Annotated in this window: 12 protein-coding genes; 11 read left to right on the top strand and 1 reads right to left on the bottom strand. The window is 62.1% G+C overall.

Features of this window, described 5'->3' with window-relative positions; translation table 11 throughout:
- Window positions 1-169 precede the first annotated feature (169 nt).
- The 9 genes from VXL81_RS16640 to VXL81_RS16600 all read left to right on the top strand — a co-directional run bounded on the left by VXL81_RS16640 (window position 170) and on the right by VXL81_RS16600 (window position 8,172).
- A complete protein-coding gene (locus VXL81_RS16640) occupies window positions 170-1,414 on the top strand; it encodes a sarcosine oxidase subunit beta family protein (RefSeq protein ID WP_416555247.1) in 1,245 nt (414 codons plus the stop codon).
- A gap of 33 nt (window positions 1,415-1,447) precedes the next feature.
- Window positions 1,448-1,777 carry a sarcosine oxidase subunit delta gene (locus VXL81_RS16635; RefSeq protein ID WP_416555245.1) on the top strand — a complete coding sequence of 110 codons (330 nt, stop codon included), beginning with the start codon at window positions 1,448-1,450 and terminating at the stop codon, window positions 1,775-1,777.
- A 58-nt stretch (window positions 1,778-1,835) separates the two neighbouring features.
- A complete protein-coding gene (locus VXL81_RS16630; RefSeq protein WP_416555243.1) occupies window positions 1,836-4,868 on the top strand; it encodes a sarcosine oxidase subunit alpha family protein in 3,033 nt (1,010 codons plus the stop codon).
- Entirely contained in the window at window positions 4,861-5,433 is a 573-nt protein-coding gene (locus VXL81_RS16625) for a sarcosine oxidase subunit gamma (protein ID WP_416538932.1), read from the top strand. The genes VXL81_RS16630 and VXL81_RS16625 overlap by 8 nt, the downstream gene beginning before the upstream one ends.
- 179 nt (window positions 5,434-5,612) lie before the next feature.
- On the top strand, window positions 5,613-6,068 hold the full coding sequence (locus VXL81_RS16620; protein ID WP_340545851.1) for a hypothetical protein: 456 nt from the start codon (window positions 5,613-5,615) through the stop codon (window positions 6,066-6,068).
- A gap of 114 nt (window positions 6,069-6,182) precedes the next feature.
- Entirely contained in the window at window positions 6,183-6,608 is a 426-nt protein-coding gene (locus VXL81_RS16615) for a hypothetical protein (protein WP_416534192.1), read from the top strand.
- 168 nt (window positions 6,609-6,776) lie between these two features.
- Window positions 6,777-7,376 (top strand): superoxide dismutase, encoded by a 600-nt coding sequence (locus VXL81_RS16610; RefSeq protein WP_102896828.1) that lies wholly within the window; start codon window positions 6,777-6,779, stop codon window positions 7,374-7,376.
- Window positions 7,377-7,519: 143 nt separating this feature from the next.
- The gene (locus VXL81_RS16605) at window positions 7,520-7,720 is read left to right on the top strand and encodes a hypothetical protein (protein WP_340545849.1); all 201 of its coding nucleotides are present in this window, start codon (window positions 7,520-7,522) and stop codon (window positions 7,718-7,720) included.
- The gene (locus VXL81_RS16600) at window positions 7,720-8,172 is read left to right on the top strand and encodes a host attachment family protein (RefSeq protein ID WP_340545848.1); all 453 of its coding nucleotides are present in this window, start codon (window positions 7,720-7,722) and stop codon (window positions 8,170-8,172) included. The genes VXL81_RS16605 and VXL81_RS16600 overlap by 1 nt, the downstream gene beginning before the upstream one ends.
- A gap of 87 nt (window positions 8,173-8,259) precedes the next feature.
- On the opposite strand, the gene VXL81_RS16595 is transcribed toward VXL81_RS16600, so the two are convergent.
- A complete protein-coding gene (locus VXL81_RS16595; RefSeq protein WP_340545847.1) occupies window positions 8,260-8,802 on the bottom strand; it encodes a TIGR00730 family Rossman fold protein in 543 nt (180 codons plus the stop codon).
- Between the two features lie 164 nt (window positions 8,803-8,966).
- Between VXL81_RS16595 and VXL81_RS16590 the strand changes: the two genes are divergently transcribed.
- Complete coding sequence (locus VXL81_RS16590; protein ID WP_416555241.1) at window positions 8,967-10,655, top strand: LysM peptidoglycan-binding domain-containing protein; 1,689 nt, start codon at window positions 8,967-8,969, stop codon at window positions 10,653-10,655.
- Window positions 10,656-10,815: 160 nt separating this feature from the next.
- The gene (locus VXL81_RS16585; RefSeq protein ID WP_416534190.1) at window positions 10,816-12,624 is read left to right on the top strand and encodes an ABCB family ABC transporter ATP-binding protein/permease; all 1,809 of its coding nucleotides are present in this window, start codon (window positions 10,816-10,818) and stop codon (window positions 12,622-12,624) included.
- Window positions 12,625-12,657 lie beyond the last annotated feature (33 nt).

Raw genomic sequence — 12,657 nt, 5'->3', positions numbered from 1 at the left:
CGGGCAAAGCGGCGGGCAAACCTGCTGGCAAACTGGCTGGCATAGCGGCGGCGGCGCGTCGTCTTTGGGTCCGCATGTCGCAACCATGCACGATTGCGACGATAAACGGCGCAGCCCGGGGCGATCTGTGGTGCATACCCGGTAGCAGTCTCGAACCACGGATTCGCCCATGAAACGTTATTCTGCCTTTGCTGTCGCGCGTGAGGCGCTGCGCTACCACACCGGATGGGAACGCGCCTGGCGCTCGCCTGAACCGAAACGCCACTATGATGTGATCATCGTCGGGGCCGGGGGGCATGGTCTGGCCACAGCCTATTTCCTTGGCAAGAATTTCGGCATCACCAATGTCGCCGTTCTGGAAAAGGGCTGGCTGGGCGGCGGGAATACCGGGCGTAACACCACCATCATCCGCTCCAACTACCTGCAGGATCCCTCGGCGGCGATCTATGAGAAGGCGCGCTCGCTCTATGAGACGATGAGCCAGGACATCAACTACAACGTGATGTTCAGCCCGCGCGGCGTGATCATGCTGGCGCAGACCGAGCATGAGGTGCGCGGCTACAAGCGCACCGCCCATGCCAATGCCCTGCAGGGCGTGCAGACCGAATGGATTGAGCCTGCGCGCGTGAAGGAGCTGGTGCCGATCATCAACCTCGAAGGGCCGCGCTATCCGGTTCTGGGCGGCCTCTGGCAGGAACGCGGCGGCACCGCGCGCCACGATGCGGTGGCCTGGGGCTATGCGCGGGCCTGTTCCAACATGGGTATGGACATCATCCAGCAGTGTGAAGTCACCGGCGTGCGCAATGAGAATTGCCGCGTGGTTGGCGTCGACACCACCAAGGGCGCCATCGACTGCGACAAGCTCGGCATGGTGGTTGCGGGCAATTGTTCGCATCTGTCGGACATGGCGGGTTTCCGTCTGCCGGTGGAAAGCGTGGCGCTGCAGGCGCTGGTGTCCGAGCCGATCAAACCCTGCATGGATGTGGTTGTGATGGCCAATACCGTGCATGGCTACATGTCGCAGTCCGACAAGGGCGAGATGGTCATCGGCGGCGGCACCGACGGGTTCAACAACTACACCCAGCGCGGATCTTTCCATCATATCGAGGAAACCGTGCGCGCGCTCAACGAGACCTTCCCGATGGTCAGCCGTCTGAAGATGCTGCGCCAGTGGGGCGGGATCGTGGATGTGACCGGGGACCGCTCGCCGCTGATCTCCAAGACACCGGTTGGCAATATCTTTGTCAACGCAGGCTGGGGTACCGGCGGCTTCAAGGCGATCCCGGGTTCTGGCTGGGCGATGGCCGAGCTGATGGCCACAGGTCATTCGCCGCTGGCCGAAGAGTTTTCGATGATGCGCTTCAAGGAAGGCAAGTTCATCGACGAGAGCGTCGCCGCCGGTGTGGCGCACTAACGCTGCAGAATTCAATTTTACGGAGCAAGCACAATGCTGATCCTTGAATGCCCCTATTGCGGCGTCAAAGCCGAAGAAACTGAACTGGCCGCTGGTGGCGAGGCGCATCTGAAGCGTTTTGGTCCCGGCTCGTCGGATGACGAGTTTCATGACTATCTGTTCATGCGCGAAAACCCCAAGGGCGTGCATTTTGAGCGCTGGCGCCATGCCAATGGCTGCGGCAAGTGGTTCCATGCTGCGCGCTGCACCACCACGCTTGAGGTTTTTGGCACCTACAGCGCCCAGACCACAGAGCCGCCCCAGGACATTCTGGATGCGGTCACGGCCAAGCGTCCCGGCTGGACATGGCGGGATCTGAAATGATCGCCTGTCTGAACGTTACCTCCCTTTTCGTCGCCCTCTCTTGCGAAAGGTCCGCCACATGAGCACGCGCCTTGCCAAAAACGGCCGGTTGATCGACCGCTCCAAACCGATCGAATTCACCTTCAACGGCAAGCGGATGAAGGGCTATGCAGGCGACACGCTGGCGTCGGCTCTGTTGGCCAATGACCAGATGATGGTTGGCCGCTCGTTCAAATATCACCGCCCGCGCGGTCTGGTTGCGGCTGGCCCGGAAGAGCCCAACGCCCTTGTTGGTCTGGGCACCGGCGACCGGTTTGAACCCAACCAGCGCGCCACCACGACCGAGCTGTTCTCGGGCCTGTCGGCGCAGTCGCAGAACCATTGGCCGAGCCTTGAGTTCGACGTGGGCGTGGCCAATAACGCGCTGGCGCGGTTCCTGCCTGCGGGGTTCTACTACAAGATGTTCATCCACCCGCGTCCGCTGTGGAAACATGTCTACGAGCCGATCATCCGCCAGTCCGCCGGTCTGGGCAAAGCGCCCGACAAGGAGCTGAAGGACGCCGACACCTACGAGCATTTCTATTATTTCGTCGATGTGCTGGTGATTGGTGGCGGTGTTGCGGGTTTGCAGGCGGCCAAGGCTGCGGCGATGTCCGGTGCCAAGGTTCTGCTGCTGGAGCAGCACAACCATTGGGGTGGCCGCGCGCCAGTTGATGGCGGCACCATCGACGGGATGGAACCCGGCGCTTGGGTCGAGAAAACCCTCGCCGAGCTGCGGGGCATGGACAATGTGCTGCTGCGCGACCGCTGCATGGGCGCGGGCGTCTATGATCACGGCTATGCGCTGGGGTATGAGCGTCTGACCGATCATGCGCCGGGGCAGGGTGGTCCGCGCCACCGTCTGTGGCGGATCCGGGCCAGCCAGATTGTGACGGCGACCGGTGCGATTGAACGGCCTTTGTCCTTTGCGGGCAATGATGTGCCGGGCGTGATGCTGGCGGCCTCGATGCGCGACTATGCGGTGAACTGGGGGGTGACACCCGGCCAGAAAGTGGTTGTGGCCACCAACAATGATGATGCCTATCGCACCGCGATTGCGCTGCATGCTGCGGGTGTCGAGGTGGTGCGCGTGCTGGATGCCCGCGACAGCGGCGGCGGCGCGCTGATGGAAGAGGTTCGTCAGCTGGGCATCCGCGTCGAATGTGGCCGGGCCATTGCCAAGGTGAAAGGCGGCAAGCGCGTCACCTCGGTGGCGATCTGCGCCCAGAACGGCGAGGGTGGTGCGCAGGAGGAGGTCGAGGCCGATGCGGTCGCGATGTCCGGCGGCTGGTCGCCGGTGGTGCATCTGTGGTCCCATTGCGGCGGCAAGCTGGTCTGGGATCAGACCCATGCGAACTTCCGCCCCGATGCCACCCGTCCGCCGCTGGGTGCGGATGGCAAGGGTTTTGTGATTGCGGCGGGAGCTGCCAATGGTGCCGCTGGTCTGGCGGAGGCGCTGAGCGATGCGCAGGCCGCAGGCGAGGCGGCGGCGAAGGCTGCTGGCCGCAAGGTCAAGGCAGGCACCGCGCCCGTTGGTGATGCCCCGACAGAGACGGCGATGGAGCCGGTCTGGCTGATGCCTGCCAAGGCCGACATCAAGCTGCGGATGAAAACCTGGCTGGACTATCAGAACGACGTCAAAGTGTCGGATGTGCAGCTGGCCGCGCGCGAAGGGTTCGAAAGCGTCGAACATACCAAGCGCTACACCACGCTGGGCATGGCGACGGATCAGGGCAAGTTGAGCAATATCAACGGTCTGGCGATCCTTGCTGATGCGCTGGGGTCTGAAATCCCGCAAGTGGGCACCACCACCTTCCGTCCGCCCTATCACCCGATTTCGATGGGGGCGATCGGCGGTGAGGCGCGCGGGGAGATCTTCCAGCCGCTGCGCAAGACGCCGATGTATGACTGGCACGACAGCAATGGGGCGGATTGGGAACCGGTTGGCCAGTGGCGTCGCCCCTACGCCTATGTTCGCTCCGGCGAGAGCGTGCATGACGCGGTGAACCGCGAGGTGAAGAACACCCGCGAGAACCTCGGCCTGCTGGATGCCTCGACCCTCGGCAAGCTGGTCGTCAAAGGGCCGGATGCGGGCAAGTTCCTCGACATGATGTATACCAACATGATGTCGACGCTGAAGCCGGGCAAATGCCGCTATGGTCTGATGTGTTCGGAGAACGGTTTCCTGATCGACGACGGCGTGGTTGCCCGGATCGACGAGGACACCTGGCTTTGCCACACCACCACCGGCGGTGCCGAGCGGATCCATGGCCACATGGAAGAATGGCTGCAGACCGAATGGTGGGACTGGAAAGTCTATGTTGCCAATGTCACCGAACAGCTGGCGCAGGTCGCCGTCGTTGGCCCCAACGCCCGCAAGGTGCTGGAAAAGCTGAATGAAAAAGCGGGCGGCGGTATGGATGTCTCCAAGGAAGCGCTGCCCTTTATGGAATGGCGTGATGGGGAAATCGGCGGCTTCAAGGCGCGGGCCTATCGGATCTCCTTCTCGGGCGAACTGTCCTACGAGATCGCGGTTGCGGCCTCCGAAGGTCAGGCGTTCTGGACTGCGTTGATGGAGGCGGGCAAGGAATTCGGGGTGATGCCTTATGGCACCGAATGTCTGCACATCCTGCGGGCCGAAAAGGGCTTTATCATGATCGGCGACGAGACTGACGGGACCGTTATCCCGCAGGATCTGGGGCTCAACTGGGCGCTGTCGAAGAAGAAAGAGGATTTCCTCGGCAAACGCGCGCATTCCCGCAGCCACATGGCCGATCCCGACCGCTGGCAGCTGGTGGGTCTGGAAACCGTAGACGGGTCGGTTCTGCCGGATGGCGCCTATGCGGTCGGCAATGGTGTCAACGCCAATGGCCAGAAAAACACCATCGGGCGCGTCACCTCGACCTATTATTCGGCCAATCTGGGCTGTGGCATTGCCATGGGTCTGGTCAAGCATGGTCCCAAGCGGATGGGCGAGGTGATCGAGTTCCCCGGCACTGACGGGACAATCTACAAGGCCAAGATCGTCGATCAGGTCTTTTACGACAAGGAAGGGGAGAAGCAGAATGTCTGATCCTGTCAGCGCAATGAATGGGGCGAAATTCTCCGGTCTGGCACAGGTCGAGGACAGCGGGTTGCAGGGGATGATCACCCTGCGCGGCGATCTGGCCTCTGCCACCCTGAAGGCGGCTGTAAAGGCCGCCACCGGCGCGGATGTGCCGACCAGCGGTCAGATCTCTCTGACCGAGCAGGGCGGTGTGGCCTGGATGTCACCGGACGAGCTGCTGCTGCTGGTGCCTTACGGCGAGGTTGACGCCAAGGTGGCGGATCTGGCAGAGGCGCTGAAAGGCGAACATGCGCTGGCCGTCAATGTCTCCGACGCCCGTGGTCTGTTCCGCCTGTCCGGTGACAGCGCCCGCGAAGTTCTGGCGAAAATCTGCCCGGTCGATATGTCGGCTGAGGCCTTCAAACCGGGCCAGTTTCGCCGCACGCGCATGGCGCAGGTGGCGGCGGCCTTCTGGCTGGACAATAACGGTGCATTTCACATCGTTTGCTTCCGTTCAGTGGGCGGATATGTCTACAACTTGTTATGCACCGCCGCGCATCCACAATCTAAGGTAGGTGCGTTAACTGGTTAAGGCAATTTAGCCTTGTGGTGCGTTTTACGTGCAGGTAAAGTGCTTCTGGATTTCCGGGGGCACTTTTTACTTGGCTTTGTTGGTTCTTCACCATTTGTGATTCATGATCACCGCCAATTAGGGAGTTATCTGTCTGCTGCATAGCCGGGCTATGCTGTATTAACTGGTGGGAGGTTAATATGTTCAAGGTCGCTGACCTGCTGCTGCCAATTGCAAGGACGCTGGGCTTTGCTGCCTGCGTGGCACTTGGCACCGGTCTGGCGACCCCGGCGGCGGCGCTGGAAGGGATTTATACCTGCAAGGTGAAATCGCTGTCTGGCCGAGGGTGGATCCCGCCGCTGATCAGCCTGCGTTTCCACGATGAATGGTCGGCGGAAGTGGTGCATTCCGGCAATGTGAGTGCGCTGTCCGGCCGCCCGCTGAAGGCCGGGTTTTTCCGCATCAGCGATATCTCCTACCGGGTCAGCTGGACGGTTACCAGCGCCTCGGTCGGCAATGGCGCGAGCGCGGTGGAAACCCATTATCGCGCGGTGTTTAACACCCAGAACAAGAAACTGTCGGTAAAGGTGATCTCCGGTGGCGTCGGGGAGAAATCGCCACGCGGCATCGGCCAATGCGCCCAGGTCACAAGTTAGCTGATGATGTCGCGGCTGCATCGTAGCGGCAATTCCATAGAAAAGACTTCACAACCTGCGCGCGATTGACGATATAGCGGCTGTATCCATTTCCTGAGAGCGCGAGCATTCCCGATGAAATCTTTGATCAGAGCCGCAGTGGCGGCCTGCACCCTATTTGCCGCAGCGCCCGTTGTCGCGGCACCGGTGACCTATGATTGCCAGATCACCTCCTATGAGAAATACGGATGGCTGTCGCCGCGTGTTCTGGTCTTTGTCGATCATGACCAGAAAGTCACGGGCGTCATGGATGGCGTTATTGCCAGCGTACAGAAAACCCCGATGATCGTGCCTTACGATCTGCGTTCCAAAAACCGGCTCAAGCTGAAGTGGACCGTCAATAATATTGATGCGCGTTCGGGTTCTGCCAAGGCAAGCTATTCGGCCACGATGGATGAGCCGCGTATGAAGCTGTCGATTACAGCGCGCGTGCATGGCTATGATAACCGTCCGTCCGGCAGCGGGCCGTGCACCCGCAGCAACGTCAAGCTGAGCAAGTAAGCCCGCAGTGCAGGATCCGTGGCCGATCGTCTAACGGCCTGCGGCGGCTGCCTCTTTTCGCGCTGACCGGGTTATTTTTTAGCTGTTTCCCCGGCTTGGCCTTGACCAATGGGGGCACCAGCCGCATGTATCTGCCTAGGAACGAAACAGACAATACAGGGGGCCCAGATGGCTTTTGAACTTCCCGATCTTCCTTATGCCCATGACGCGCTGGCATCCAAAGGCATGTCCGCAGAAACGCTGGAATACCACCACGACCTGCACCACAAGGCCTATGTGGACAACGGCAACAAGCTGATCGCCGGCACCGAGTGGGACGGCAAGTCCATGGAAGAGATCATCAAGGGCACCTATGACGCAAATGCCGTCGCCCAGAGCGGTATCTTCAACAACATCTCCCAGCTGTGGAACCACAACCAGTTCTGGGAAATGATGGGTCCGGGCGACAGCAAGATGCCGGGCGAGCTGGAAAAGGCTCTGGTCGACAGCTTTGGCTCCGTTGACAAGTTCAAGGAAGAGTTCTCTGCCGCAGGCGCGGGTCAGTTCGGCTCCGGCTGGGCCTGGCTGGTCAAGGACACCGACGGCGGCCTGAAGGTGACCAAGACCGAAAACGGCGTGAACCCGGTCTGCTTTGGTCAGACAGCACTGCTGGGCTGTGACGTGTGGGAGCATTCCTACTATATTGATTTCCGCAACAAGCGTCCGGCCTATCTGACCAACTTCCTCGACAATCTGGTCAACTGGGAAAACGTCGCTTCGCGCATGTGATCTTTTGGGATCAGTGATTGATCTTGGGCCTCGTCCGGTATCGGACGGGGCCTTTCTTTATTGCGCGGGGGCGGGCCGAGGGGGGAACAAAACGCCTCTTTGGCGGTTGTGTTGGTGAACCCCGATAAAAATGGAGGACCGACATGGCAGACCGCGTGAGATCAAAGGATGGCCGTCAGGAAACCAAGGAAATCCTGGGCGCCGAGGGCAGCGTTTCGCATGGCGGGCGCACCGGTGGCCGACTGGCCCGGGAGGTGGCGACCGAGGACGAGGAAAAACGTGCCAAGGAACGCCCTGCCGGTGCGACACGGGTGACCAAATCCAACGAGCAGGAGGACCAATAATGGCTCAGCTAGACCACGGCACATATGTTCTGGTGACCGACAGCGAAAAGGCATTGCTGCTGCAAAACACCACCGATGCGCAGAACCCGCATCTGGAGGTGCGCCGCAAGGAAGAGCAGGACAATCCCTCCGATATCGAACAATCGGCCAACCGTCCCGGCCGGATGCACGACGGCGGTGTCGGCCACCGTTCGGCGCTGGATGATACCGACTGGCACGAGCTGGCCAAGGAGCGCTTTGCCGACGATATCGCAGAGCTGCTCTATGAGCGGGCGCACAAGGGCAAACTGGGCAAGATCGTTCTGGTCGCCTCGCCGCAGGTGCTCGGCAATCTGCGCGACAAGCTGCACAAGGAGGTGCAGGATCTGGTGCTGGCGGAGATCCCGAAGACGCTGACCAACCACCCGATCGACGAGATCGAGAAGATTGTCCAGCAGGAGCTGGCCGCCTGATCTCAGCGGTGTGCGCGAAACGCATTTATCTGGCAAATTTACAGACCAACGCGGTGCAGGAATGCGCCGCGTTTTTTGTCGTCGAGATCAGCCGCGCAGCGCGGTCAGCGCATCCTCGACGCTGGTGACCCAGGTGAGCGCCGCCGTTGTCTCGGCCCCGGCGAACCCTTCGGCCACCACATGCTCCACCAGGGCCTTCAGCGGATCCCAGTAACCGTCGATGTTGAGGACCAGGATCGGTTTCCGGTGCAGGTCGAGCTGACGCCATGTCAGCGCCTCGAACAGCTCGTCAAGCGAGCCGGCACCGCCCGGCAGCACCACCACGGCATCGGCGTTGTAGAGCATCACCTTTTTGCGTTCGTGCATGGTTTCGGTGACCACATAGGTGTTGAGGTCGGTCTTGGCGACCTCGCGGCGGACCAGATGTTCGGGAATGACGCCAAAGGTGCGCCCGCCCGCCGCCTGTGCCGCCCGCGCCACCCGGCCCATCAGCCCGACGTCCCCGGCGCCATAGACCAGCCGCTGCCCCTGTTGGGCAAGGCCGGTTCCGAGCGCCTCGGCGGCCTCGGCATAGGCCGGACGGATCCCATCGCGCGATCCACAATACACACAGACGGAATGAATACGCATGGCAGTCACCTTTTTTGTTGTGTTCGGCGGGGAAATAAGTCGTCCTTTGGTCCCTGATAGCGGCATTGTATGGCTGGCTCAAGCAAGCGGGGGGGACATCCCGCAGGATCGGACCCGAGGACGACCGGTGGAGGTCTTTTCGGGGTCGGAAGGGAAGGAATGGAATGACGGATGTAACGGGCAAAGGTGGCATATCCGCCATCGCCATCGGGGGCGCTGCTGCGGTGGTCGCGGTGCTGGGCGGGGTGGTTTTCCTGCAATGGGGCGGTGGTGAGCGCGGCTTGGGCGGCGATGGCTCCGCCGCCAATGGCGACAAGGTGGTGATCACGCCGAGCGTCTCCGCCTCAGATCGCAAGCTGGCTTCGCCCGAGGTGGGCAGCGATGCGCCCGAAGAGACGGTGGCAGAAACCGAGGTGACAGTGGCTGCGGCGGATGTGGCGGCACCGGCCGAGGCCGAGCAGGCGGCCGAGGTGGTTGTGGCAGGGGCAGCAGAGACCAGCGCCGTCGAGGCCGCGCCATCGGCAGATGAGACGTCTGCTGAAACACCCGCCGTGACGCTGATAGCCCCGCAGATGGATATTGCACGGTTTGAGACCGATGGCAGCGGAATGGTTGCCGGGCGGGCGACGCCGGGATCGGTGATCTCGCTGATGCTGGACGGTGCGGTGCTGGAGACACTGACGGTGCCGTCGGATGGCAGCTTTGTGCTGTTCACCTCGGTTGCGCCCTCGGATCAGCCGCAGGTGATTTCGCTGACAGCCAGCTTGGGGGAGGCGGTTGCGGCCTCTGATGCAGAGTTCATTCTGGCACCTGTCGTGCCCGTCGCGCCGGTGCAGGTGGCACAGGCCGACGCGGTTGAGGCCCCGGTCGCCGAGGCGCCGGTGGCGGCGAATGTCGCAGCCGATGCGGCCGCTGAGGAAACCGCGACCGTGGCCGTTCAAAGCGAGGCTGCGCAGGCTGAGGCCGTGCAGAGTGAGGCAGTGGCAAGTGAGTCGGTCCAGGCTCAGGTCGTCCAGAGCGAGGTCACGACCGCTGCAACGGAAACAGCTGAAGCCTCTCCTGTTGTGAGCGCTGCACCTGCCGCACCGGTGGTGGCAGAGCTGGCTGCAGAACCGGATGCAGATCCCGCAGATGTTGCGCAGGCTGCGGTGGACAGCCCGGCTGAGGATAGTGCGGTGGCACCTGCCGAGGTGGCGGAAACCACAGTCGAGATGGCTGAGACCGCTGCGGCGGATGTGGCGCAGACCACGGGCCAGGACGCGCCAGCCGCCGCCGCACCGGAACAGGTGGCGGTGCTGCGGTCCGATGCCAGCGGCGTGACGCTGGTCCAGCCCCCCACGCCGAGACTGGCAGAGGCGCCCGATACTGTGGCGCTGGAGACCATTTCCTATGATGATGCGGGCTCCGTGGTGCTGAGCGGGCGGGTGCGCGCGGATGCGGTGGTGCGCGCCTATCTAGACAATGCGGCGATTGCCGATCTGCCGGTGGATGAGGAAGGCCGCTGGTCCGGTATTCTGCCCAATGTGGCGCCGGGGATCTACGCGCTGCGACTGGATGCGCTGGATACCGAGGGCAAGGTGCTGAGCCGACTTGAAACCCCGTTCAAACGGGAAGCGCCGGAGGTGCTGCAACCGCCTGTCGAAACCGCAGCTGCACCCGATGCGGCCCCAACCGGCACGCAGCCTCAGGTGCGCCTGGTCACGGTGCAGGAGGGCGATACGCTCTGGGCGATTTCGCGCGAACGTTATGGCGACGGGCTGCTGTATGTGCGGGTGTTTGATGCCAACCGCGCGGCGATCCGCAACCCGGATCTGATCTACCCCGGTCAGGTATTCTCGGTGCCGGTGCAATAAGACGACTGTCGCCGCGCGGGGGGCTGCGCAAAGACCTGCGCAAAGACCTGCGCAAAGGCCGGGATAATAGTCGGGCCAAAAGTCGGGATACGGCGCAGGGCCATGCTGGCCAAATGGTCGGCACGGCCCTATGTCAGAGGTCTTGCAACAAGGACATGTGATGACGGACAGCGATATGACCACCGCGCAGGAGGAGCGCCGTTCCGGCCTGCGCACCCTGCGCCGCGTTTTTCCCTACCTGTGGCCAAAGGATCAGGCCTGGGTCAAATACCGCGTGGTGGCGGCGCTGGCGGTGCTGATCCTGGCCAAGCTGGTCGCGGTCTATACGCCGATGCTCTACAAGGGTGCGGTCGATAGCCTCGCGGGAGAAGGCGTGCCGCCTCTGGCGTTGGGGGCTGTTGGTCTGACGGTGGCCTATGGCGTGGCGCGGGTTCTGACCACCGGGTTTCAGCAGCTGCGTGATGCGGTGTTTGCGCCTGTTGGTCAACGGGCACTGAGGCGTCTGGCGCTGGAGACCTTTCGCCATATTCATCGCCTGTCGATGCGCTATCACATCACCCGCAAAACCGGCGGGCTGAGCCGGATTATCGAACGCGGCGTCAAAGGCGTGGAGTTCCTGCTGCGTTTTCTTCTGTTTTCCATCGGGCCTCTGGTGCTGGAGCTGGTGCTGGTTGCCGTCATCCTCGCGGTGCTGTTTGACATCTGGTATCTGGTCGTGGTGGCGGTCACTGTCGGGCTTTATGTCTGGTTCACCTTTGCGGTGACGGAATGGCGGGTGAAGCTGCGCCGCGAGATGAACAAGCAGGACACCGATGCCAACCAGAAGGCGATCGACAGCCTGCTGAACTATGAGACGGTCAAATATTTCGGCGCCGAGGATCGTGAGACCGAGCGCTACGATGTGGCGATGCGGGCCTATGCCAAGGCCGCGCTGAAGACTGCCTATTCGCTGGCATTCCTGAACTTTGGCCAGAGCCTGGTGATCACCGGCGGTCTGGTGGTGGTGATGGTGATGGCCGCGATCGGCGTGCAGCAGGGCAATCTGACGGTGGGCGATTTTGTCATGGTCAACGCCTATATGATCCAGATCACCGTGCCGCTGAACTTTCTCGGGACCGTCTACCGTGAGATACGTCAGAGCCTTGTAGATATGGGCGAGATGTTCGATCTGATCGAACAGGACCCGGATGTGAAGGATCGGGGTGATGCCAAGGTGTTGCAGGTCAACGGCGGTGCCATCACGCTGGAGAATGTGGAGTTCGGCTACGACAGCGACCGGCAGATCCTGAAAGGCGTGAGTCTTGAGGTGGCGGCGGGGCAGACCGTGGCCATCGTTGGGTCTACCGGGTCGGGCAAATCCACCATCGGGCGGCTGTTGTTCCGGTTCTATGATGTCACCCGCGGGGCTTTGCGCATTGACGGGCAGGATGTGCGGGATGTCACGCAAAAGAGCCTTCATGCCGCGATTGGCGTGGTGCCGCAGGATACCGTGCTGTTCAACGATACGATCCGCTACAATATCGCCTATGGCCGTGCTGGAGCCACGCAGGAAGAGGTGGAACAGGCCGCGCGGGATGCGCAGATCCACGACTTCATCATGCGGCTGCCTGAGGGGTATGAGACGCAGGTCGGCGAGCGGGGCCTGAAGCTTTCGGGCGGTGAGAAGCAGCGGGTGGGCATTGCCCGTACCCTGCTGAAGAACCCGCCAATCCTGCTGCTGGACGAGGCGACATCGGCGCTGGACAGCGACACAGAACAAGAGATCAAGGAGGCGCTGTCGCGCGCCGGGCAGGGGCGGACGGTGATCACCATTGCCCACCGTCTGAGCACGGTTGCAGAGGCCGACCAGATCATTGTGCTGGAACAGGGCGAGATCGCCGAGCGCGGCACCCATGACGAACTGCTGGCCAGCGAAGGCCGCTACGCGCATCTGTGGCAGCGCCAGCAATCGGATCAGGACGCCGCCTGATCACCCTGCGGGGGATAAGGGGGGTCTGCGGCG

This window comes from Phaeobacter sp. JH204B (genome assembly GCF_048055755.1).
In the GTDB taxonomy this organism is placed as follows: Bacteria; Pseudomonadota; Alphaproteobacteria; order Rhodobacterales; family Rhodobacteraceae; genus Phaeobacter; species Phaeobacter bryozoorum.
This window is presented reverse-complemented; position numbering and strand designations above follow the sequence as displayed.